Raw genomic sequence first — 21,980 nt, forward strand, 5'->3', positions numbered from 1 at the left:
TCGTATACGCCCTACCACAGCGATAATCCGTATGATTTTTCGCTTGATTAGAGCCGAGTGATGTGGTAAAAACTGGATACTGTATACAATGTGCACCGGACAATTTACTTAATAAATGTAAATATTTAGCCGATAATGCGGCCAATTTTACAGCTATTTCGGAGGCCTAAGTGGCAGAGGTAGTTTTTTCCAGCTGGGGCAGAAACATAGTTGACAACCGCAAGGGGGGCGAGAAGAAGGATGTCTCCTTCAAACTGCCCGCCACCTACGACGGGGAGCGGCCGCTTTCGGCTTTCATCGGCTGGGATGGCATCATTTTGTACAACAAGGATGTCGATATCCCCGCCATGGTCGCCGAGTACATGAAGCGGGTGCAGACCAAGTACGTCTGCGGCAAGTGCACCCCGGGCAAGAAAGGGACCCGCGTCATCATGGACGCCCTCTCCGGGATCATGGAGGGGCGCGGCAAGGAAGAGGACCTGGACACCATCCTCGACGTCGGCAGCGTGCTGTCGCACTGCAAGTGCACCCTCTGCCCGAGCTCCGCGGTGCCGGTCATCGACGCGGTGACCCACTTCCGCGATGCCTTCGTGAACTACATCCGCGGCGCCAAGAGCCTCTCCTCGGAATTCCGCTACATCGAGAAGTACACGGCCCCCTGCATGGACAAGTGCCCGGCCCACATCGATATCCCCGCCTACATCGAGTCGGTGAAGGACTACCGCTTCGGCGATTCGCTGGAGACCATCCGCGAGTCGATGCCGCTTCCCTCGGTCTGCGGCCGCGTCTGTCCGCACCCGTGTGAAACCGCCTGCCGCAGGAAGAACGTGGACGAGCCGATCAACATCATGGTGCTCAAGCGCAGCGCCTCCGACTACGAATGGCAGCACGGCCATCTGCCGCCCATGGCCCCCAAGGCGAAGCAGTCCAAGAAGGTCGCCGTGGTGGGCGCCGGACCGGCAGGTCTCGCCGCTGCCTACTACATGGCCCTGGAAGGGTACCCGGTCACCATCTACGAGGCGCTTCCCCTGGGCGGCGGCATGGTCGCCGTGGGTATCCCCCCCTACCGTCAGCCGCGTCACCTGTTGCAGCGCGACATCGACATCATCCAGGGACTGGGCGTCGAGATCATCTACAACACCCGGGTAGGCAAGGACATCACCCTGGACGAGCTGAGGCAGAAGTTCGACGCCGTGCTGCTCGCGCCGGGCGCACACCGGTCCAAGCCGATGGGCGTCGAGGGCGAGGACAAGGGGTACAAGGGCTTCCTGACCGGTGGTATCGACTTCCTGAGGAACGTCTACCTGGGCCTTCCCACCGGCATGGGCAAGAAGGTCTTCGTGGTCGGCGGCGGCAACACCGCCATCGACTGCGTCAGGGTGGCGCTGCGCGAGGGCGCCGAGGAGAGCGTGCTGGTCTACCGCCGCTCCCGTAACGAGATGCCTGCCGACGTCTGGGAGGTCGACGGGGCGGACGAGGAAGGGGTACGCTTCGAGTTCCAGGTGCTCCCGACCAAGGTCATCGCCAACGAGAACAACGAGGTCACCGGGGTCGAGCTGATCAGGATGGCCCTGGGCGAGCCGGACGCCTCCGGGCGCCGCCGTCCGGAACCGGTGCCGGGCTCCGAGTTCATCATCGAGTGCGACACCATCATCCCGGCCATCGGCCAGGACGCCGACCTCTCCTTCATCCCGGCCGACGCGGGGATCGATACCACCAAGTGGAGCACCATCGTCACCAAGTACGTGCCGCTCAAGGGGCACGACGGCAAGGACCTGAAAGACGGCATGGGCAACATGCTCTCCAGGAACCTGATCACCGACTGCGACGGGGTCTTCGCCTCCGGCGACGCCGAGATCGGCCCGCTCACCGTCGTCGCCTGCGTGGGCAACGGCCACCGCGCCGCCAAGGTGATCCAGCGCTACCTGGAAGGGAAGGGGGTCGAACTCACCGACGACGAGCGCATGGAGGACATCCTCACCTACTTCGGCGTCTACGACAAAAACGAGGACGTGCAGTGGCTGGACAGCGCCTCGCGCGAGCACCAGAAGGAGGTGCACGGCAAGGAGAGGGCGAGCTTCAAGAACTACTGCGAGGTGGAACTAGGCTACGCCAACAGCCAGGCGGTGCGGGAGGCCGAAAGGTGCCTGCGCTGCTATCGGGTCGCCATGGTGGCCGTCTAACCAGCAGCACCCGGACCTATTGAATTCAATTACACCGAATACTGAGGTTTTTATATGGTCAGCTTAACCATTGATGGCAAAAGCGTGCAGGTCGAGAAAGGTACCACCATACTGGAGGCCGCAGCCACGGTAGGGATCACGATCCCGACGCTGTGCTGGCTCAAGAAGGTCTCCCCCACCGGCGCCTGCCGCGTCTGCGCGGTAGAGGTCGCGGGTGTGGAGCGTACCATGACCGCCTGCAACACGCCGGTCAAGGAGGGGATCGAGGTAACCACGGACACCCCGGCTCTCAGGGAAGCCCGCCGCAAGATCATGGAGCTCATGCTGGTGAACCACCCGCTGGACTGCCCGGTCTGCGACGCCGGCGGCGAGTGCGACCTGCAGGATTCCTGCTACGCGCTGAACGCGACCAAGCAGGACTACTCGGCGATCCTCGAGCGCAAGGCGATCCGCTACGACTGGCCGCTCATCGAAAGCGACCCCAACCGCTGCATCCTCTGCGAGAAATGCGTCAAGGTGGACCACGAGGTGGTCGGCTGCGACGCCATCATGGTGGTCAACAAGGGTGAAGACGCCATCATCGACACCGTGGACGGCAAGCCGCTCAACTGCGAGTTCTGCGGCAACTGCGTCGCGGCCTGCCCGACCGGCGCGCTGATCACCAAGCCCTTCAAGTTCAAGGGGCGCCCCTGGACCTTCAACCGCATCCCCAGCGTCTGCGCCTTCTGCGGCGCCGGCTGCCAGATCGACTACCATGCCAAGGACGGCCGCGTGGAGCGGGTCACCAGCGAGGACGACAGCTACAACAACGGCAACCTCTGCATCAACGGCCGCTTCGGCTACCGCTACCTGCACTCCTCCGAGCGCCTTGCCGATCCGCTTCTGCGCGGCGACTCCGGTGCCCTCGCCAAGACCGACTGGAACACCGCCCTGACCGCGACCGCGGCGAAGCTCAAGGAAATCGTGGCGCGTGACGGCGGCAAGGCCGTGGCCGGCCTGGGCTCCCCGAGGCTCACCAACGAGGAGAGCTTCCTGTTCCGCAAGCTCTTCAGCGAGCTGGGCAGTTCCAACCTCGATTCCGAGGCGGGTCTCGGCTTCGCCCAGGCGCAGGCCCAGATGCAGCGCCGCTTCGGCTTCACCGGGGCCAGCAAGCAGCTCGACGCCCTCGACGAGGCGCAGGCGATCCTGGTCTTTGGCTGTGACCTGAACGCCGAGGCGACCGGCGCCGAGTACCGCGTCATCAAGGCCGCCTCCAAGAAGGACGCCCGCCTGGTGCTGGTGAACATGCGCGACGTGAAACTGAGGAAGTTCTCCAACGCGCACCTGAAGCACCTCCCCGGCGCCGAGCTCCAGGTCATCTACGCCCTGATGAAGGGGCTCGTCGAGGCGGGTGTTGCCCTTCCGGCAGGCGCCGAGAGCATCAAGGACGGGCTCGCGCAGCTCTCCATGGACGAACTCTGCCAGCAGGCCGGGGTCACCGTGGCCGCGGTGGAAAACGCGGTGCGGCAGATGACCGGCATGACCCGCGTCGCCATCGTCTTCGGCGCCGACCTGATCAGGAGCGCCGACGCCTCCACCAAGATCGCGGCACTGGCCGACCTCGCCGTCCTCACCGGCTCGGCCACCGAGCAGGGAGGGGGCATCTTCCCGATCGACGCCAAGAACAACACCGTGGGCATGCTGGACATGGGGGTCGCCCCGGGCGCCGACGGCAAGGACATCTGGGGCATCGTCGAGGGGATCGAGCAGGGGAGCATCAAGGCGCTCTACCTCCTGGGTTGCGACCTGTCCGGCCTGCCGGACAACCAGCGCATCCGCAAGGCGCTGGCCAAGCTGGAACTGCTGGTGGTCCAGGACGTCTTCCAGGGTGATTCCCTCGAGTACGCCCACGTCGTGCTTCCGGCAGGCGCCGCAGCCGAGAAGAGCGGCTCCTTCACCTCGCTGGACAACCGGGTGCAGGCCATCTTCAAGGCCGTGGACGCACCGGGACAGGCCAAGGAAGACTGGGCCATCCTGGCCGATCTCTACGGCAGGCTGACCGGCAGCGCCCAGAGGATCACCCCGGCGGGCGTCATGGCCGAGATCAAAGAGTCGGCCAAGACCTACCAGCCTTTCGACGGCTCCCGCAACGGCGTCATCAAGGGTGGCAGCGCGGTGAGAAGCGACGCCCCGCTGGCCCCGATCGCCAAGCCCGCGGCACCGGCGCAGCCGAAGTTCCAGCTCCTGGTCGGCCCCATCGGGTTCCACAACGGCACCTCGACCACCCGTTCCGACGCCAACCTCGACGTGGCGCCGGCCGGTTTCGTGGAACTGCACCCCGTTGACGCGTCGGCACTCGGCATCGCCGACGGCGCCAACGTCAAGCTTTCCTCCGGCACCGGCGCCCTTACCGCAGCCGCCAGGATCAGCGACAAGCTGCAGCCGGGGCTCCTCTTCGCCCCTTCGCACTTCCGCGACCTGAACGCCAACGCGCTCCTCAAGGGGAACTGCAACCTGGTGGAAGTGAAGGTCGAAAAAGCATAAGCCGCCGCGAGGCGTGATTGATGAAAAGGCCCCGTGCGATGGTACGGGGCCTTTTTTTACCTGATTAACAGGAATTTTCCGCTAGTTACCTCTCTCTCCGGGAGAGGGTGGCCGAAGGGCGGGTGAGGGAGTTACCGCGAAGCGGGATCATCGCATAGTGCAGCGCCCTCACCCCAGCCCTCTCCCGGAGGGAGAGGGGGATGGGCATCTTGGCGGGAAGAACGTTGCGTAATCAGCTTTTTTTATGGCGGCGGAAGGCGGATGGTGCTAGTCTTCTGGCTCAGCGGCGGTCCAATACCAGCTACTTCTCAACGGGAGATGCCATGGACGAAAAACTTGCGCAGATAGCGGCGCTGGCGGGAAAGAACGACAAGATCGCCGAAAAACTGGAGCAGATGCTCACCGGCCCCAATGACCGTGCCTACGTGGTCTGCAGCTTCGACGACTGCAAGTTGCACGAGAAGGGACGCTGCACCATCTACACCGTGCTCGACGTGCCGCGCATGAAGACCGGGCAGCCCTGCAGCGGCTACGAAAAGGTGGCTGCGGCGGAGAACTGAGGGGGGAGGTCAGTCGTAGAGGGAGTCTTCTTCTTCCTCGGGGGGCATCCTGCCGTTTCGTTCCAGGAAGGCGAGCTGTTCGCTGCGCTTGCCGATCTGGTCGTTGCAGAAGGTCCAGATCCGGTAGCTTTCCAGGCACAGGATGGTGAAACCGGCGCCGAAGACCGCCCAGTAGTTGTCCTGGAGCGCTTCGGCGAAATAGTAGAAGAGGTAGAAGCCGGCCAGGTAGCCGACGTGGCAGAAGCTGCTTGGATGGCGTATGCCGGCCATCATGCGGGACAGGCTCAGTATGATGGCGGAGAAGGTATAGAGCACCAGCACCAGGCTGATCATGAGCGGCTTGGGCGCGGCTCCCAGCGTCGCCACCACCTCCTGGGGGCGGGGCAGAAACCAGAAGTCGCGCCAGGCCGCCGTGCTCAGAAGCAGAAACAGGGACAGCGCCCACAGCCCCCGGTTGGAGAACCGTCTCAGCCGCCCAATCTCATCCAGAAGTCCCTGGCGCAACTGTCCCTGCGCATCGCGCGCCAGCTCCCCCACGGTCCCCGCCTTGTTGTTTTCCGCCTGCTCCATTGATCGCTCGCTGACTTTCACGCCACGGGAAAAGCTACTTGTGCTGGCAGACCGGGCCGCCTTCCTTGGCGTTGAGAGGCTGTTTCTCAATTTCGCTTAATTTGGCTCTGATAAAGTAGTAGGATTGTGCGATCTTGTCAAGCTCATAGGGGAGCCTCGGCGGACGGGTGGTCCAACTTCCTTCCTCATTACTCTCAGTGTACTCCTGCAACTTCCTCATCGGAACCAGTACGATCATCTTTAACAGTGTGATGACCCCTGCGATGGTGAGGAACAGGGTCAGGATGGAGAAGATCAGCATCTGCATCTTGATCAGCGCCAGAGAGTGCAGGGTGGCTTCCTGTGACAGTCCGATGTCCAGCGTTCCCAGCACCCGCTGTTCGGCCGGGTGGAAGTGGCAGGCGGCGTTGGCGCAGTCCGGCTCGTTGTAGATGGGCGCCGTGATGGCCAGGATCTCGTCCCCAGCGGCATTCTTGAAGGTGCGCGCCTTCTGCATGGTCCCAAGGGTGGCGATGGGCGCCGCCTTCTCGTGGCAGACCACGCACCCCTCCGCCTTCTTGTCCACCTGGCGGTTCAGCTCCTCCGGCTTGGAGGAGAAGGCCACCACCCCCCTCTTGTTGAAGATGCGCACGTGCTGCACCCCGTTTTGGGCGCTGATGTTGCGGATGATGGCGCTGTTGAGCTCCGAGTCCGACTTCATCATGGCGTAGCGGGTGGACTTCAGCACGATGCCCGCCAGGTTGTTCGCCTGCGTTATGGAATCCCGGATCACGACCTGTTTGATGGCCGCGTAGAGGAGCACGAAGCAGACCACCAGAAATCCGGTCACCACTATCCCTACGGGAACCAAGGCCCTTCCTGCGATCTTGTCGAACATGGCTCCATCTCCGATCTGGGTTGCCGGCTTTGCCGCCGCCGTCACCCCCGCTGTGCCGCACATACCTCTTTGCACCAACCCATGCTGCCGATCTCCAGGGGACTGGCTCCGCCAGGTGCCTGTCCCCGTAAACGCGTGAAAGCCTGAACCTCACATTTTTCCAGGGGCGCCGGTACTGCGATCGGCGCCCCGCGACGTCCTTTCTATCAATCCAGCTTGGTCATGCTGCTGTAGCTCGCTACCGGAACGCTGCTCGCTTCGCGCCGGCCCAGCGCCGGTGCCGGCACCGCCTCGGGCACGGTCTCTTCCTGTTCCTGCCGGCGCCATTTGAACAGGATCGGGAGCCGGTACAGGATGAAGCGGTACACCACGATGTAGGTGGCGAAGATGGTCAGGCTGATGATCACCTCGCGCCAGGGCGGGATCTCGCGGTGGGGCAGTTTCCAGTTGAAGGTGATCATGGCGGTGTTGACCCGGTTCAGCACCACGCCGAACACGGTCATGAAGGCGCCCAGGCGCACGACGTTCATCTTCCTCGTGTGCACGCCGTAGGTCATCAGGGTAAGCGGCAGCATGAAGCCCACGATGATCTCGAACATGAACCACTGCCCCCAGCCGGTGTCCAGGTAGGCCCACTTGTTGTCGTGCGCGATGGCGATCAGCTTGATAGTGATGTAGGTGGCGATCCCCATGCAGGCGCCCTTGGCGAGCGACACGGTCACCTTGTCCAGTTTCTCGTGGAAGCGGCTGTCGCCGCGCCATGCCATGGTCTTGGCCGCGATGGTGCTCACCGTGATCACCATGCACAGGCCGCCCGGCAGCGAGGAGACGAAGAAGTGCAGCCACTGGAACGACGAGGAGTACCAAAGCGGGTGCACCTTGCCCGGCGCGTAGGTGAAGAGCGCGCCCAGGGCCCCCTGGTGCAGGGTGGACAGGATGATGCCGGATACGGTGAGCCCCAGGGTGATGCGGCGGATGGCGCGCTTGCCGGCCGGGAAGCCGATCCACTCGAAGAAGGCGCTCGATACCTCGGCGACCTGCACCGAGAGGTAGGTGGCGACGTGCCAGGCGACCAGGAACAGTACCGCGGCCGGTCCGAAGGAGACCACCATCGGGTAGGGGAGGCGCCAGGGCTGCCCCAGGTCGGCCAACAGGTACATGACCGCGAAGAAGTAGCCCAGGAGACCGTTCAATAGCGCCAGGCGCTCGATCGGCTCCAGGTCATGCCTGCCGAAGATCTCGCAGGCGGTGCCCAGCTGGAAGCCCGAGGAGGAGAGCGGCACCATGGCGAAGAGGCCGAAGCCCAGGAACAGGCCCCAGGGGTAGTCGTTGGAGCCGCTGGTGGCCCAGGCGAGCCCGAAGAAGAACCGGCCGATCAGGATCGGGATGCCGATGGCGAAGATGGCGGCCAGGATCCAGTTGAAGGGGTTCCGGAAGGCCTGCAGCAGGTACTGGCTCGGGGTAAGCCCCAAAAGGAGCTTGTTGACCAGCGTGCGCTTCTTGCCGTCCTCGTCGTAGGGTGAGTCCACTATTGCCAAACCGTGCTGGATCATTTTTTTCATGGCTTGGTATCCTCCTGGTTGGAATCGGTATCATGCCCATGCCCGCCCTGCTCCTCGTGCTTGGCCAGCAGGTGGATGCCGGAGAAGAGCGCCGGCCAGATGGAAAGCACCATCGGCACCATGCCGAGGAAATCCTTCACGTTGGAGATGATGGGGTCGTTGGAGAGCGTGGTGTCGAAGCCGAGCTTGTCGAACCCGACCGGGGCCAGGTAGAGCCAGCTGGTGCCGCCGACTTCCTTCTCGCCGTAGACGTGGTCCACGTAGCGCTCGGGGGTGGCGCGGATCCGCTCGTGCGCCAGCTTGATCAGGTCGGCGCGGTGCCCGAAGGTGAGCGCCTCCTGGGGGCAGATCTCGACGCAGGCCGGCGGCTTGCCGTATTTCAGCCTGGTGTCGTAGCACAGGATGCACTTCTTGACGATCGGGTTGGTGGCGCTGTCGTAGTCGTAGCCCGGCGCGTTGAACGGGCAGGCGATCATGCAGTTGCGGCAGCCGACGCAGACCTTGGAGTTGTAGATGACCGCCCCTTCCTTGGTCTTCGTGTAGGCGTTCACGAAGCAGGAGGTGAGGCAGGCCGGTTCGTTGCAGTGGTTGCACTGCACCTTGCGGTACACCGGGCCGGACGGCTGCTCTTTCTGGTAGCGGTTCACCACCGTGTAGGCCTTGGAGGTGGGGCGCCGCTCGTGTTCGAATACCGACGGGTCGTCGAAAGAGGTGTCCGGTTCCGGCAGCTTCTGTTCCTTGTTGCAGGCAGCTTCGCAGCTGCGGCAGCCGATGCAGCGGGTGGTGTCGACCAGGACACCCATGGCCTCGGGATAACCCTCAAAGGAACCGCTGGCCCAACCCTTGTTGGTTTTGCCCAGCGCTATCGTGGTCCCGCCTATCAGGCACGCCTTCAGGAAGTTTCTTCGTTTCATCAGCGTTCCTCCTCAATTCATGATGAGCTGCTGTAGTTGGTGCATCTCATTCCTCTTCTGCATGGGCGGGTTTGGCTCCCTTGCGGTTCGTGCTGTAGAAGGCTGCGCCCTCTTTGGTGCGCGGATGGCAGTCCTGGCACCCGGTCGGGCCGTTGCCCATCTTGTTGTGGCAGCCGATGCAGCTTTGGTGCATGGCCCCCTTGAGACCCATCTTGTCCAGGTGGTAGCGCTGCTTGTCGGCGCGTTTCGCGGCCAGGTTTTCCGGGGAGAACGGGGTGGCCGAGTGGCATCCCTTGCAGGAGACCACGGCGGTCGGGCTCGAGTTCTGGTGGCAGCGGGCGCAGTTGGGGTCGAGGACCAGGGTGCCGGTGGTGTGGTGGTGGCAGTCGGCGCATTCCTTGATCGACTGGATGTGCTGGGCGTGGTTGAAGGTGAACGGGCTGAACAGCTTGCCGTTCTGGTTCAGGGTGATGGAGTCCGGCACCGGCGCGCACTGCAGCGCAGCAGGGGAGGACACCGATATGGCGCCTATGGAAAGCGCGGCAACTATGAAGTGTTTGTAAGAGGACATGTCATGTTCTCCTGGCTCTGTAGTAGTGGGGAGGCTGACTCCCTTGCTGCTTTTTCCTATGCTAGTGGCGCGCCGCTTCCTTCGTCTCTTCCTGCTCCCTCTTGTGCAGGTAGCGGTAGAACATGGGGAACCCGATGAAGAAGGCAACGCAGATCAGGTACTCCACCCCTTTGATGTACTGGTAGAAATCCACCAGCGTGAAGACTTCCTTTATCTGTCCTATGGCATCCAGTGTCATGGCTTGGCTCCTTTGCGATCAGGTTGAATTCCATCGTCCCTAGTGGCTCTTGACGCGGGAGGGGGATTTTTCCTGCTCTTTGCCGATCCCCTTGAGCATGCCGTAGAGGGTGATCAGGGCCGGGATCAACTGGACCACCAGCACCAGGGCGCAGAAGCCGAGGAACAGCAGGATGCCCAGTTTGCTGACGAAGATCTTGCTGGTCGAGGCGGCGAAAGCGTTGGCTGTCGTCATGAGAAAGACAATGGCTGTGTTCACTAAGGCTGGCAGACGCATCTTGGTTTTCATGATTTCCTCCTTTTGGGGCTTTGATGGGAAAGACTCGGTCCTTTTATCTTCGGGGCTTTGGCCGTGCCGGCCCCCTTTGTTACCGTCACGCCATCTGCAACTTGAGGCTTTCGAAGGCGCACTGTACTGCCTGTCTGATCTCGGCGCGGTCCTCCGCGTTTACCGGTTTGAGGGCGTGGTAGAAGATTCCCTCGCTCCTGAGCTTCCTGGAGAGCGGCAGCGAGGTGCCGGCGGCTATGAGAATGATGGAGAGCTTGCGGTTGCATTGTTTCAACAGCGGGATGATCTCGGAGGCCGAGAACTCGTCGAACTTGGTCCCCAGGAGCACCACCTGGGCGGTTCTCTTCAGGATCCCCGAAACGGCACTTTCTATGGAGTTGGTGACGATCACGTTGTAGCCGGACTCGATGAACATCTCGGCCATCTGTTTTCTGCAGTCCATGTCTTCGTCCACGATGAGAAGTCCTTGCATAGCTTTACCCTCACAGGGCTGGGAGCGGTTCCGCTGTACCGGCTGCGCACCGGACACCTGGTGGCGCGCAAGCGGCAGCCCGCCCCGCCAGCCGGCCAGCGGTCACAGGCTGGTCCTGTTGTTCTTGGTAACCTCTTTCGTGCGCTGCTCGACTTCGGTGGAAAAGATCCCTTTGAAGATGCGGAAGAACATGGTGAGACCCGGCACAAGCTGAAACAGGATCACCATGGCGACAAAGGCGATAAAGATGATCGCGGCCAGGCCCAGGCCCCCCGTATCCGTTGCAGCGGGAGATGCCATAGCCTGGGTTCCGTCCATCACCACTGCGGCTGTCGTTGCGGATAGAACCTTCATGATAGTCTCCTTTCCTTTTGGGTTGCAGCGAACCGGTGTCGGCTTGTCTGACTGCTGAGCTTACATAGCATCCAGCGTGCCATCAGCTTGCAAAAGGCGTAACTGCTTGTTGTGGCAGCGTTGTTGGCGGTGGTGTGCCCCTCTTTGGGGGGCGGGCGGACGGCTGAATGTATAGTGACCCTATACACGCCGCAGCCCGCTCCGGAGGGCGCCCGCCGGGGGTGTCAGGAAATCCGCAATGATTTCGGGCAATAAGGTGGGGTGGCCCGGTGTATGGTTCCGGCATACACCAATAAATTCAGGGACATTCGCTCCGCCGCGATCGATGAACGGCGGCAGCGGGGGGCGAAACAACAGGTCTGTTACAGTCAGTGCAGTGAAAGTATTTTCATGTCTTTGTGTTGACAGAGGCTCCTTTGTGGGCTATTGATACAGCGGATGGACCCCGTCCGAAAACGGCTCGCAATGGCAGAGGGCGACACGGGAGCTGTCCTGCTTCAGGGCTCTGCAAAAACCGATAGGCACGACGCATCTATAGCTTGGATAACATGGTGATTCTATGCATATTCTAGTGGTCGATGATGAGTCTGTTATTAGGGATGGCCTGGCACGAATCCTCGAAGGAGATTCCTTCACCGTAGATGCCGCGAAAAACGGGCACGCTGCCATAGAGCTTTTGCAGCAGAAACAGTTCGACCTGATCATCACCGATCTCAAGATGCCGGGCATGAGCGGCTTTGAGGTCTTGAACGCGGTCAAGATCCTGCAGCCGGACACCCCGGTGATCATGATCACCGGCTTCGCCACGGTGGAGACCGCCGTCGAGGCGATGAAGAACGGCACCGTCGACTACATCGTCAAGCCCTTCACCCCGGAGCAGATCCTGGAGAAGGTGCACCTCGCGCTGGAGCAGAAGAAGACCACGGTGGAAGATATCGTGGTGAAGAAGGAGATCGACTGCCACCACGGCTTCGACGAGTTCGTCGGGGAAAGCCGGGAGATGCAGAAGGTCTACCGCCGCATCATCCAGGTCGCCGCCACCGACAGCACCGTCCTCATCACCGGCGAGAGCGGCACCGGCAAGGAAGTCGCCGCGCGCGCCATCCACAAGCACAGTTCCCGGCGCGACCAGCCCTTCGTCGCCGTCGACTGCACCGCCCTCGCCGAAAACCTCCTGGAGAGCGAACTTTTCGGCCACGTCAAAGGCTCCTTCACCGGCGCCATGCAGACCAAGATGGGCCTGTTGATGGTCGCCGACGGCGGGACGCTCTTCCTCGACGAAGTCTCCAACATCAGCCTCTCCACCCAGGCCAAGCTCCTGCGCGTGCTGCAGGAGCGCCAGGTCACCCCGATCGGCGGGACACAGCCGGTCTCCTTCAACATCCACCTGGTGGCAGCCACCAACCGCAGCCTGAAGACCATGGTGGCCGAGGGGAAGTTCCGGGAAGACCTCTTTTTCCGCCTCAACATCATCCCCCTGGAACTCCCCCCGCTGCGCGAGCGCAAGGGGGACATCCCGCTGTTGATCCGCCACTTTATGAACAAGTTCGTCGAGGAGGTCGGCAAGGACGTGCGCGGCATCTCGCCCGAGGCGATGCATTTCCTGGAGAACTACTCCTACCCCGGCAACGTCCGCGAACTGGTCAACACCATCGAGCGGGCCGTGGTCCTGTGCGAGGGGGACGTGATCCAGAAGGAAAACCTGGAACTGGGCGAAGCGGCCGAGGTCTGCAGCACCGGGTTCGACGGCTTCGTCCCGACCAGCGCCGAGGCGCTCAAAGAGATGAAGCGCCACATCCGCGACCGCTCGGTGGAGAACGTCGAGAAGGCGTTCGTGATCCAGGCCTTGAAGCGCAATAACTGGAACATCTCCCGCGCCGCCGAGGAAACCGGCATGCTGCGCCCCAACTTCCAGACCATGTTGAAACGGCTGGGCATCTCCGTTAAGGACTATTTCGGCCGATAAGCCACCCGCCCCCCTCCACCCGCTGTACACCGCTCCCTCCCGGCAGCCACCGCGGAGGACACTGTCTCTGCGCCGCTAGCCCATTACAGCGTTCCTCACAGCGTCTCTCTTTATTCTGCTTCGACTCATGGCGAGCTTTTTCCAATGTGTTAAACTCAATGCGTGTTTCTCTTAACGGCCGTGACTGGCAGGGGAGAGCGTGCATGAAACAGATCAACAGTGAAAGAAAGCTGACCCCCCTCAATATCTCGATAGTCTATGCCGTCGTCGGTGTCCTCTGGGGCGCCGCTTCCTGTCTGTTCCCCGCCGTCCTGGCACACAAAAGCTCGATGTACCTCTCCGTGGAGACTTTGAACCACGCCTTCTTCGTACTCGCCACGGCTGCGCTGCTCTACCTTCTGATCAGCCGCAGCGAAGGGGACGTGGTGCGCGGCCGGGAGTCGCTATTCAGGGTCAACCGGGCGCTCAAGACCTTCAGCGGCTGCAACCAGGCCCTGGTGCGGGCCACGGAAGAGCTGCAGCTGATGAAGGACGTCTGCCGCACCATCGTCGAGACCGGCGGCTACAAGCTGGCCTGGGTCGGGATGGCGGAGCATGACGACTGGAAAACGGTGCGCCCCGTGGCGCAGTGGGGGGACCGCGGCGGCTACCTTACCAGGCTGGACATGAGTTGGGCCGACATCGACCGCGGCCGCGGGCCCACCGGCACCGCCATCAGGACCGGCACCACGCGCATCGTCCAGAATATCCGCTACGATGCCAGCTGGGCCCTGTGGCGGGAGGAGGCGCTCAAGCACGGCTTTGCCGCATCCATATCTTTGCCGCTGGTAAACGAAGGGCGCCCGCTGGGGGCGCTGGTCATTTTCGCCGGGGAGAAGCGCGCCTTCGGCAAGCAGGAGGTCAAGCTCCTGGAGCAACTGGCGGACGATCTCTCATTCGGCATCGCGACGCTGCGCATGAACGTCGAGCGCAAGAAGGCGGAGCAGGAAATCATGCTGCTCGCCTCGGTGATCGAGCAGTCCAAGGAAGGGCTCATCCTCTTCGACAGCGACGGCACCATCAAATACGTGAACCCCGCCATCGAGACCATCACCGGGCATGATGCGCAGTGCGTCGTCGGGCGCAATGTCGCTGTCCTGGCCGACGGCGACGGCGGCGTCGAACTGTACCGTTCCGTCTGGGACGATCTCACCAAGGGGGAGCGGCGCACGGGAGGGCACTTCATCCAGAAGGGCAAGGAGGGGGAGTGCTATGAGATAGACATCACGTTCTGGTCCATCTGCGATGCCGACGGTCGGGTGAAAAACCACGCCGCCCTGGTGCGCGATGTGACCCACGAACTGCAACTGGAGCGGCAATTGCGCCAGGCCCAGAGGATGGAGGCCATCGCGACCCTGGCCGGCGGCATCGCCCACGACTTCAACAACAACCTGGCCTCCATCATCACCTGCACCGAGATGGCGCGGGACGACGTGGCGCCGGAAAGCCCCCTGCGCGAGCTCCTGGACGTGGTGCTGAAGTCGAGTTACCGGGGGCGCAAACTGGTGAAACAGATCCTTACCTTCTGCTGCAAGGGGGAACAGGAGCGGCAGCCGGTCCAGGTCGAAGCGATCATGAACGAGTGCCTGAACCTGATGCGCCCTTCGATACCTTCCTCGATCACGGTCCACGCGCAGATGGAACCTGAGCTCGGCATGATCATGGCCGACCCGACCCAGATCCACCAGATCATCATGAACCTCGTGACCAACGCGAGCCATGCCATGAGGCTGAAGGGGGGAAGCCTCGATCTCGCGCTGGAAAACGTCACCCTGGATAGTGATTCGCTGGGTACTCCGGATCTCCCTCCCGGCCCTTACCTCAAGTTGACAGTGAAGGATTCGGGGCACGGCATGGATCACAAGACCATGGAACAGATCTTCGATCCCTTCTTCACCACCAAGGGGCACAACGAGGGGACCGGGCTCGGCCTTTCCGTTGTGCACGGCATCGTCAGGAACCACGGCGGCGGCATCACGGTAAGCAGCAGGCCAGGACTGGGGGCGACCTTCGAGGTTTTTCTGCCGCGCATCGCGGCGGTGCGGAAGGACGCCCTGCTCGACTCCGAGACAGCCTCCATGATGGGGACCGGCAGGATCCTCTTCGTCGATGACGAGGAGGACGTTGTCTTTGCCGGGAAGAAGATGCTGGAGCGGCTGGGCTACCAGGTGGTCACCGGCCGCGACGGCATGGAGGCACTGGAAATATTCCGCGCCGACCCGGGAGCCGTCGACCTGGTCATTACCGACCAGACCATGCCGCGCATGACCGGCATCGAGCTGTCACGTGAGCTCGCTGCCGTCCGTTCCGATCTCCCGGTCATTCTCTGTACCGGCCTGGGATCAGGGGTGGACCGTACCGCGCAGCGCGAGGAGGCTGAGCAGGCAGGGGTCCGCGAGGTGGCCTACAAGCCGCTGGACCGCGAGGAGATGACGGCGATGATACGCCGGGTGCTGACACCGGCCGGGGAGGCATGACGGGAATGGCGAAGATCCTGATCATCGACGACGAGGAAACCGTCTGCCAGTCCATGTCCCTGGTGGGGAAGCGCGCCGGGCACGAGACCAGTTGCGCCAGGACGCTGGCCGCCGGTTGCCGGATGGCCTCAGAAGAAGAGTTCGACCTGGTGTTTCTCGACGTGCGGCTGCCCGATGGCAATGGCCTCGAGATGCTGCCGCGCCTGGCGCAGGCCCCGTCCCAGCCGGAGATCGTCATCATGACCGGATACGGCGATCCGGCCGGCGCCGAACTGGCCATCAACAGCGGTGCGTGGGACTACATCGAGAAGGGGTCCTCGGTCAAGGACATCACCCTCTCCCTGGTGCGGGCTCTGGAGTACCGCAAGCAGAAGCTCTCGCTCTCGGGGCGCCAGGAGGTGGTCGCCCTGAAGCGGGAGAGCATCATCGGCAACAGCCCCGCCCTGACCGCCTGCCTCGATGCCGTGGCGCGTGCGGCGGTGAGCGACGCCGGCGTTCTCATCCTGGGAGAGACCGGATCGGGGAAGGAGCTTTTCGCGCGGGCGGTGCACCAGAACAGCAAGCGCAGCGACAAGCCGTTCGTGGTCGTGGACTGCGCCAGCCTGCCGGAGACGCTGGTGGAGAGCCTGCTGTTCGGGCACGAGAAGGGCGCGTTCACCGGCGCCGAGAAGGCGCGCGACGGGTTGATCAGCCAGGCCCACGGCGGGACCCTGTTCCTGGACGAGGTGGGCGAGCTTCCCTTCGCCACGCAGAAGGCGTTCCTTAGGGTCCTGCAGGAGCGGCGCTACCGCCCGGTGGGCGGGCAGCGCGAACTGGAGAGCGATTTCCGGCTGGTGGCGGCCACCAACCGCAACCTGAACCAGATGGTGGAGGCGGGCGCCTTCCGCAGCGACCTCCTGTTCAGGTTGAGCACCTTCGTCATCGAACTTCCACCGCTGCGGGAGCGCAGCGAGGACATCAAGGAACTGGCCCGCTACTACATGGACAAGTTCTGCGAGAATAACGGCCTCTCGCCCAAGGGGAGCTGCCCGGAATTCATGGAGACGCTGCAGGCCTATAGCTGGCCCGGCAACGTGCGCGAGTTCATCAACACCATCGAGCGCACCGTGCTGACCGCCCGGGAACAGCCGGTTCTTTTCGCCCAGCACCTGCCCACGCAGATCCGGGTACAGGTGACTCAAAGCGCGGTGAACCGCCGCGAGGCCGCAGCCGCGGCCCCTGCTCAACTGTTGCCGCCCAGCCAACTCCCCAAGCTCAACGACTTCCGTGACAGTGTCTATACCCAGGCCGAAAAGCAGTACCTCTGCGACCTGATGTCGCTGGCCCAAAACGACATCGCCACCGCCTGCAACCTCTCCGGACTTTCGCAGTCCCGCCTCTACGCCCTCCTGAAGATCCACGACCTGCACCGCTCGACCTAGCCGCTGCACCTACACCTTTCGCCCCCCGTTTCTTCCTGTCCCGCAGGAACGTTCCTGCACGGCAGGAAAACGATTGCCCCCCCGCCTGACGATCCCCATGCTGTAAGTGGCTGGTAATGCTTCCTTTATTCGGGTTGCCGGCTGCCTCTCCCCCCGGGAGGACGTTGACCTCGCGAAAGTCGCCTATTGAACCCGTTACTGCGCAAGTGATTGGAATTGCACAGCTATTTGGTGTTCTGCGCGTTTCGGCACCAGGGTTGCTAAGTATGGGTAACCCTTCGGGGAATAATGCGGAAAAAGGAGAGGGCCATGACAAAGGAAACGAAAGAATCATTGTCCGGGAAAGTGACAAGTTGGTCGATCATCGGGGTGGTTGTGGCCGGGACGCTGCTCATCTCCGGCATAGCCGACGTCTCCGAGGGGAGCGGGCTGATGGCGAAGATATTCCTCCTCTTCATCGGCGCCATCATCGTCGTGCAGGTCATCCCTGGCATCATGCTCTTCAGCGCCATGCTCAAGGGGATCTACGGTCTGTTTGGCAAGAAAGTAAAAGTCCCTCTGGAACAGGACAAAAAGTAGCAGTCGCGAATGCGCGAGGTGGCTTATGGACGAACGGGGAATCATCATAGCGGACCGCGATGCCGAGTTCCGCAGCCAGGTAGCCGAATACTTCCGCAAGGCCGGTTACGAGGTTGAGACCACTGATTCAACAGTCCACGTACTCTGCAGCATCCTGCAGAAGAAGACACCGGTGTTGTTGTTGGGAAGTGACTTTGACCAGAAGGTTTCGTCGTCGGATCTGATTCACCTGTTGAAGAAATGCAACCGCCACCTGAACGTCATCATGGTCTCCGACGACATGCCGCTGAATCAGGCGAGGCAGGTGCGCAAGGCAGGGATCTTCTACCAGGCCCTGAAACCGACGCAAGCCGGCGATACCGAGGAACTCGGGCAGGCCGTCGAGTGCGCCTTCAAGACCTACCGCGCCGGCCGTCAGCAGGAGCGCATGGAGGCCGCGATGCGGCGCCGAACACATCGGCGCGAGGCGGTGCAGCCACAAATTGCCAGTATCCCCAGGCGGTTCTCATGGCTGATATCCCTTGCGGTCCTCATCTTCGGGACCAGTTTCCTCGCCGTATCGGCCGCGCAGAGCGTAGATCGTGGCGGCAACCTGGGGATGTGGCTCTTCCTCGGTTTTAGCGCCCTGTTGCTGGTGGCGCAGTTCATCCCGATCTTCCGGATCAAGTTGCCGAAACGCATCATGGCGCACGAGGCTGCCAAAGAGCAGGCTGCCTCACCAGACGAAAAATCATCTCACTAAAGGACGTGCTCCTTGAAAGGAGGGATACGTGAAACCAGCCGACCTACAAAAGATGAGTTTGCTTGCCAAGCTGGCCTTATGCGCCTGGGCCTTGGCCGGGCTTATCGCGCAAGCCAGCGCCTGGGGATTCTCTTACGGGGATCAAACCGGTAACAACCAGGCCTGCCTGTCCTGCCACGGTAAGACCGGGGAGGTGCCCAAAGGGACCTTCATCGACCCGCAGCGCTTCACGCAGACCGCACACGCGAGCCTCGGGTGTGAAGCCTGTCACGCGACGGTCCCCGCCACCCATCCCGACGGCAACAAGGTTCCCAAGGCCGACTGCCGCGACTGCCACTCCGGCATCAGCGAGGAGTACGCCAAGGGGCTGCATGCCGCCAAGACAGCCTGCAACGGTTGCCACAACCCGCACCTGGTGCAGAACCCCAAGGATGTCTCCGGCCAGGAAATCAACATGATCTGCTCCAACTGCCACAACGGCCTGGAAATGACGGCGAAACACGGCGAGTGGCTGCCTCAGTCGGAACTGCACCTGCGCATGCTGCCGTGCATCACCTGCCACACCGGCGCGAAGGACTACTACATCAGCATGTATATCGTCAAGAGCAAGGGTGACAGCCGGTTCGGCAAACAGGAAGTGGCAGAGTACGCCGATCTCAAAGCCATCGCCGGTGGCCGCCCCATCGTCTCCCTCATCGACACCAACCGGGACAACTACGTATCCCTGGAAGAGTTGCGCGTCTTCAACCGCACCCAGAAGTCGCTCCATCTGTACGGGATGATGACTCCCTCCACGGTCTCGCACAAGTTCGAGATTCTCGACAGCAGGCGTAACTGCAGCTTCTGCCACACCTCGGGCTCCGGGCTCATGCAGACCAGTTTCATCGCCGTACCGGAAGCCGACGGCACTTTCCTGAGAGTGCCGGTGGAAAAGGGTGCGGTGCTCGATGCCCTCTACGCCGCTCCGGATTTCTACATGATGGGCTCCACCAAGAACGCGAAGCTGAACCAGATCGGGCTTGCCATCATCTGCTGCGGTCTGATCATGCCGGTGGGACACGGGTTCGTGCGGTTCCTGACCCGTAAAAACAGGAAAGAAAAGGAGCATCAGTCATGAGCGAGAAAACGAGGATCTACTTACAGCCCTGGCCCATACGCATCTGGCACTGGATCAACGCCTCGGGCATCATCATCCTGATCCTGTCCGGCGCCCAGATCCGGTTCCCTGAGACTCTCAGCATCTTCAGCAGCTACAAGAGCGCCATCGAGGTGCACAACACCGCCGGGATCATCGTTTCCATCTCCTTCTCGTTCTGGTTCTTCTACTACAAGATGGTGAAGAACACGCTGGACAAGCTGTACATCCCGGACGAGGAGGACATCAAGCACGGCCTGGTACGCCAGCTCCTTTACTACTGCTTCTGGTACTTCCTGGGGCGGCCGAGCCCGTATCATGCCACGCCGGACCACAAATTCAACCCGATGCAGAAGTCGGCGTACCTGGCGGTGATGTTCGTGCTCATGCCGCTGGTCGGGCTCACCGGGATCCTGCTGCTGAACGTGACCCCGCTGCGCGTGCTGGTTCTCATGTGGGGCGGCATCAAGTTCATCGTCGCGCTCCATTTCCTGCTGGCCTGCTCGCTGCTCGCCTTCCTCTGCACGCACGTCTACCTGGCGACCCTGGGGGACTACATCAAGCCGATGCTGATCGGGTGGGAAGAAGTGGAAGAGCATGAGGAGCCGGAAAAGGCCCCGGAAGTGGCCATCCCGGGCTACCGGCCGGTACGGCATTATCCGGAATACGAGCAGATGCTTCTGGAGCAGCGCCACAACTGATGGGACAGGGTTGCTGAGTCTGGGAAAGGAGAACGGCCATGTCAGGACATCATTTGATCGAGCATTTGAAGGCGAAGCCGATACGGGAAACGGCCCGGGTCGCGACGGGAAACGAACTTTCCTGGAGTCACGAACAGGTTGCCAAGAACGTTGAGCAGCTGCATGTCCTTTCCCGCCGCGGATTGTGGGGGCTGGTGCTTTTCCTGGGGCTGAGCGCAGCGGCCCTGGCTCTCAGCCAGGTGGACGTTGCCTCGGTTGCCCAGGCTGAACTGGAGGCGGTCATCGGCCCTCTGCCGTCCACCGACCTGCTCAACCTGGTCCTCGGAGTGTCGTGGCTGTCGGCCCTGGTGCTGATCGTAGGGCGCAGGGAGAGCGACGGCAGGCCGGGGTACAGCTGGCACAACGTCGGCCTTCCCGCCGTTTTCTACCCGCTCTATGCCTTCTGTGACACGACCGGCACCTACTTCCCGGTAGTGTTCCTTGCCGGCCTTGTCCTGCTGCTTCTGGAACACGGGTTCGTGGTCTGCTACACCGCCAAGGCGATCAAGGAGGAAACGGCCCGTCTGGAACGTCTGCGCGATTGATCTTTCTGTGCAGGAACGGCCCTCCATGCACAACCGGCCACTCGATTTCGAGTGGCCGGTTTTTTTTATCCATCACGGGTGACGCAGGCGCTTTGTCTACCCGTGCTGGTGGCAGGAATCGCAGTTGCCGTTCACGGTGAAGGCGGCCTTGCCGTCGTGGCAGGCACCGCATGACTTCGCTTTCTTCATCTCGTCCATGGAGACCTGCCTGCCGCCGCGCTTGGTCGGGAAGGTGCCGCTGTGGCAATCCTTGCACTTGTACATGCCCAGGTGGTTGCTGTGGCTGAACTTGACGTCCCCGACGTCGGCCACCTTGAACTTGATCTCCCGGACCGGATGGCACTTGTCGCATTGGGACACGGCGAAGGCCTCCTTCGCGTTGTGGCAGGCCCCGCACGATTTCCCCTTCTCCATGGCCGCCATGGTGACCGGCTTGCCGGAACCCAGCGGGAACACCTTGGTATGGCAGGAACTGCAGCTGTAGAGTTCGACGTGCTTACTGTGGCTGAAGACGGTGGGGCCGGTCTCCTTCACCTTGAACACGACCTGCTTGGGGGAGGGGTGGCAGCCATCGCACTTGGCGACGCTGAAGGCTTTCTTGCCGTTGTGGCAGGCACCGCATGATTTCCCCTTCTCCATTTCCGCCATCGAGACCGCCTTGTTGGGGCCGGTCTTGTAGAGAGAGTTATGGCAGGCGTTGCACTGCATCGTTTTCAGGTGCTTGTTGTGGCTGAAGAGTACCGGGCCGGTTTCCTTTACCTTGAAGGTGATGTTCTTGACCTGGTGGCAGGCGGTGCACTTGGCGACGCTGAAGGCCTTGCTGCCGTTATGGCACTTGCCGCACGATTTCCCCTTCTCCATGTCGGCCATGGTGTATTTCGTTTTTGCCGCGCGCGGATTCTCGTGGCACACCTTGCAACTGACGTTGGGGCTCTTGTCGGTTTTCTTCTTCAGGTGCTTCTTGTGGCTGAAGACCACCTTGCCCCCCCCGTCGGTCTGGTAGGTGATGTCCTTCAGCTCGATGGCGTATGCTGCGGAAGATCCTACGGCTAGCGCGGCCAGCACAAGTAACGCCGATTTGAATCTCATGGCTTCCTCCTTTGACGTGTAGTGGGATTGGCTTCTTATCATCACTCTGCTGCGAGCTCAATTACCGGGACTGGCATGACTGCCGGCCGTGTACTGCTGCCACGGATAAACCGGCACGAGTTCTCTTTAGCATTA

General features: G+C 62.0%; 21 protein-coding genes. 11 read left to right on the forward strand and 10 right to left on the reverse strand.

Annotated features, from left to right (window positions below):
• Positions 1 to 170 precede the first annotated feature (170 nt).
• From H7687_RS04765 to H7687_RS04775, 3 genes are all read left to right on the forward strand, one after another.
• On the forward strand, positions 171 to 2,183 hold the full coding sequence (locus H7687_RS04765; protein WP_183345630.1) for an FAD-dependent oxidoreductase: 2,013 nt from the start codon (positions 171 to 173) through the stop codon (positions 2,181 to 2,183).
• Between the two features lie 54 nt (positions 2,184 to 2,237).
• Positions 2,238 to 4,706, forward strand: a complete 2,469-nt coding sequence (locus H7687_RS04770; protein WP_183345632.1) for a molybdopterin-dependent oxidoreductase — start codon at positions 2,238 to 2,240, stop codon at positions 4,704 to 4,706.
• 323 nt (positions 4,707 to 5,029) lie between these two features.
• The gene (locus tag H7687_RS04775; protein ID WP_183345634.1) at positions 5,030 to 5,266 is read left to right on the forward strand and encodes a hypothetical protein; all 237 of its coding nucleotides are present in this window, start codon (positions 5,030 to 5,032) and stop codon (positions 5,264 to 5,266) included.
• 9 nt (positions 5,267 to 5,275) lie between these two features.
• Here the strand turns inward: H7687_RS04775 and H7687_RS04780 are convergent, their stop codons facing one another.
• The 9 genes from H7687_RS04780 to H7687_RS04820 form a co-directional block, all read right to left on the reverse strand.
• Positions 5,276 to 5,836 carry a menaquinol oxidoreductase gene (locus tag H7687_RS04780; protein WP_183345636.1) on the reverse strand — a complete coding sequence of 187 codons (561 nt, stop codon included), beginning with the start codon at positions 5,834 to 5,836 and terminating at the stop codon, positions 5,276 to 5,278.
• Positions 5,837 to 5,870: 34 nt separating this feature from the next.
• Positions 5,871 to 6,713 carry a cytochrome C gene (locus H7687_RS04785; protein ID WP_183345638.1) on the reverse strand — a complete coding sequence of 281 codons (843 nt, stop codon included), beginning with the start codon at positions 6,711 to 6,713 and terminating at the stop codon, positions 5,871 to 5,873.
• Positions 6,714 to 6,919: 206 nt separating this feature from the next.
• A complete protein-coding gene (locus tag H7687_RS04790; RefSeq protein WP_183345640.1) occupies positions 6,920 to 8,275 on the reverse strand; it encodes a polysulfide reductase NrfD family protein in 1,356 nt (451 codons plus the stop codon).
• Positions 8,272 to 9,189, reverse strand: a complete 918-nt coding sequence (locus tag H7687_RS04795) for a 4Fe-4S dicluster domain-containing protein (protein WP_183345642.1) — start codon at positions 9,187 to 9,189, stop codon at positions 8,272 to 8,274. The genes H7687_RS04790 and H7687_RS04795 overlap by 4 nt, the downstream gene beginning before the upstream one ends.
• Before the next feature lie 46 nt (positions 9,190 to 9,235).
• Positions 9,236 to 9,760 carry a cytochrome c3 family protein gene (locus tag H7687_RS04800; RefSeq protein ID WP_183345645.1) on the reverse strand — a complete coding sequence of 175 codons (525 nt, stop codon included), beginning with the start codon at positions 9,758 to 9,760 and terminating at the stop codon, positions 9,236 to 9,238.
• Positions 9,761 to 9,821: 61 nt separating this feature from the next.
• A complete protein-coding gene (locus H7687_RS04805) occupies positions 9,822 to 9,998 on the reverse strand; it encodes a hypothetical protein (protein ID WP_183345647.1) in 177 nt (58 codons plus the stop codon).
• A gap of 39 nt (positions 9,999 to 10,037) precedes the next feature.
• Positions 10,038 to 10,286, reverse strand: coding sequence for a hypothetical protein (locus tag H7687_RS04810; RefSeq protein ID WP_183345650.1), 249 nt, complete (start codon positions 10,284 to 10,286; stop codon positions 10,038 to 10,040).
• A gap of 85 nt (positions 10,287 to 10,371) precedes the next feature.
• Complete coding sequence (locus tag H7687_RS04815) at positions 10,372 to 10,758, reverse strand: response regulator (RefSeq protein WP_183345652.1); 387 nt, start codon at positions 10,756 to 10,758, stop codon at positions 10,372 to 10,374.
• A gap of 102 nt (positions 10,759 to 10,860) precedes the next feature.
• Positions 10,861 to 11,112 (reverse strand): hypothetical protein, encoded by a 252-nt coding sequence (locus H7687_RS04820; protein WP_183345654.1) that lies wholly within the window; start codon positions 11,110 to 11,112, stop codon positions 10,861 to 10,863.
• A gap of 559 nt (positions 11,113 to 11,671) precedes the next feature.
• On the opposite strand from H7687_RS04820, the gene H7687_RS04825 reads away from it, so the two are divergent.
• The 8 genes from H7687_RS04825 (at position 11,672) to H7687_RS04860 (ending at position 20,756) form a co-directional block, all read left to right on the forward strand.
• Positions 11,672 to 13,078, forward strand: coding sequence for a sigma-54-dependent transcriptional regulator (locus H7687_RS04825; protein ID WP_183345656.1), 1,407 nt, complete (start codon positions 11,672 to 11,674; stop codon positions 13,076 to 13,078).
• 203 nt (positions 13,079 to 13,281) lie between these two features.
• Complete coding sequence (locus H7687_RS04830; RefSeq protein ID WP_183345658.1) at positions 13,282 to 15,594, forward strand: hybrid sensor histidine kinase/response regulator; 2,313 nt, start codon at positions 13,282 to 13,284, stop codon at positions 15,592 to 15,594.
• 5 nt (positions 15,595 to 15,599) lie between these two features.
• Entirely contained in the window at positions 15,600 to 17,015 is a 1,416-nt protein-coding gene (locus tag H7687_RS04835; protein ID WP_183345661.1) for a sigma-54-dependent transcriptional regulator, read from the forward strand.
• 309 nt (positions 17,016 to 17,324) lie between these two features.
• Positions 17,325 to 17,594, forward strand: coding sequence for a hypothetical protein (locus H7687_RS04840; RefSeq protein ID WP_183345663.1), 270 nt, complete (start codon positions 17,325 to 17,327; stop codon positions 17,592 to 17,594).
• Between the two features lie 25 nt (positions 17,595 to 17,619).
• On the forward strand, positions 17,620 to 18,336 hold the full coding sequence (locus H7687_RS04845) for a DNA-binding transcriptional response regulator (protein WP_183345665.1): 717 nt from the start codon (positions 17,620 to 17,622) through the stop codon (positions 18,334 to 18,336).
• Positions 18,337 to 18,364: 28 nt separating this feature from the next.
• Entirely contained in the window at positions 18,365 to 19,453 is a 1,089-nt protein-coding gene (locus H7687_RS04850) for a multiheme c-type cytochrome (RefSeq protein ID WP_246404586.1), read from the forward strand.
• On the forward strand, positions 19,450 to 20,172 hold the full coding sequence (locus tag H7687_RS04855; RefSeq protein WP_183345666.1) for a cytochrome b/b6 domain-containing protein: 723 nt from the start codon (positions 19,450 to 19,452) through the stop codon (positions 20,170 to 20,172). Before H7687_RS04850 ends, H7687_RS04855 begins: the two co-directional genes overlap by 4 nt.
• A gap of 38 nt (positions 20,173 to 20,210) precedes the next feature.
• Complete coding sequence (locus tag H7687_RS04860) at positions 20,211 to 20,756, forward strand: hypothetical protein (protein WP_183345668.1); 546 nt, start codon at positions 20,211 to 20,213, stop codon at positions 20,754 to 20,756.
• A 96-nt stretch (positions 20,757 to 20,852) separates the two neighbouring features.
• On the opposite strand, the gene H7687_RS04865 is transcribed toward H7687_RS04860, so the two are convergent.
• Positions 20,853 to 21,845, reverse strand: coding sequence for a c(7)-type cytochrome triheme domain-containing protein (locus H7687_RS04865; RefSeq protein ID WP_183345670.1), 993 nt, complete (start codon positions 21,843 to 21,845; stop codon positions 20,853 to 20,855).
• Between the last annotated feature and the right edge of the window lie 135 nt (positions 21,846 to 21,980).

This window comes from Geomonas paludis, from assembly GCF_014193585.1.
GTDB lineage: Bacteria > Desulfobacterota > Desulfuromonadia > Geobacterales > Geobacteraceae > Geomonas > Geomonas paludis.

Excerpts from the sequence above, each read along its gene's own strand:
- H7687_RS04770 (WP_183345632.1), top strand. The coding sequence starts at position 2,238 with ATGGTCAGCTTAACCATTGATGGCAAAAGCGTGCAGGTCGAGAAAGGT.
- H7687_RS04810 (WP_183345650.1), bottom strand. The coding sequence starts at position 10,286 with ATGAAAACCAAGATGCGTCTGCCAGCCTTAGTGAACACAGCCATTGTC.
- H7687_RS04835 (WP_183345661.1), top strand. The coding sequence starts at position 15,600 with ATGGCGAAGATCCTGATCATCGACGACGAGGAAACCGTCTGCCAGTCC.
- H7687_RS04825 (WP_183345656.1), top strand. The coding sequence starts at position 11,672 with ATGCATATTCTAGTGGTCGATGATGAGTCTGTTATTAGGGATGGCCTG.
- H7687_RS04865 (WP_183345670.1), bottom strand. The coding sequence starts at position 21,845 with ATGAGATTCAAATCGGCGTTACTTGTGCTGGCCGCGCTAGCCGTAGGA.
- H7687_RS04860 (WP_183345668.1), top strand. The coding sequence starts at position 20,211 with ATGTCAGGACATCATTTGATCGAGCATTTGAAGGCGAAGCCGATACGG.
- H7687_RS04780 (WP_183345636.1), bottom strand. The coding sequence starts at position 5,836 with ATGGAGCAGGCGGAAAACAACAAGGCGGGGACCGTGGGGGAGCTGGCG.
- H7687_RS04820 (WP_183345654.1), bottom strand. The coding sequence starts at position 11,112 with ATGAAGGTTCTATCCGCAACGACAGCCGCAGTGGTGATGGACGGAACC.
- H7687_RS04805 (WP_183345647.1), bottom strand. The coding sequence starts at position 9,998 with ATGACACTGGATGCCATAGGACAGATAAAGGAAGTCTTCACGCTGGTG.
- H7687_RS04840 (WP_183345663.1), top strand. The coding sequence starts at position 17,325 with ATGACAAAGGAAACGAAAGAATCATTGTCCGGGAAAGTGACAAGTTGG.
- H7687_RS04855 (WP_183345666.1), top strand. The coding sequence starts at position 19,450 with ATGAGCGAGAAAACGAGGATCTACTTACAGCCCTGGCCCATACGCATC.
- H7687_RS04800 (WP_183345645.1), bottom strand. The coding sequence starts at position 9,760 with ATGTCCTCTTACAAACACTTCATAGTTGCCGCGCTTTCCATAGGCGCC.
- H7687_RS04845 (WP_183345665.1), top strand. The coding sequence starts at position 17,620 with ATGGACGAACGGGGAATCATCATAGCGGACCGCGATGCCGAGTTCCGC.
- H7687_RS04830 (WP_183345658.1), top strand. The coding sequence starts at position 13,282 with ATGAAACAGATCAACAGTGAAAGAAAGCTGACCCCCCTCAATATCTCG.
- H7687_RS04775 (WP_183345634.1), top strand. The coding sequence starts at position 5,030 with ATGGACGAAAAACTTGCGCAGATAGCGGCGCTGGCGGGAAAGAACGAC.
- H7687_RS04785 (WP_183345638.1), bottom strand. The coding sequence starts at position 6,713 with ATGTTCGACAAGATCGCAGGAAGGGCCTTGGTTCCCGTAGGGATAGTG.
- H7687_RS04815 (WP_183345652.1), bottom strand. The coding sequence starts at position 10,758 with ATGCAAGGACTTCTCATCGTGGACGAAGACATGGACTGCAGAAAACAG.
- H7687_RS04795 (WP_183345642.1), bottom strand. The coding sequence starts at position 9,189 with ATGAAACGAAGAAACTTCCTGAAGGCGTGCCTGATAGGCGGGACCACG.
- H7687_RS04790 (WP_183345640.1), bottom strand. The coding sequence starts at position 8,275 with ATGAAAAAAATGATCCAGCACGGTTTGGCAATAGTGGACTCACCCTAC.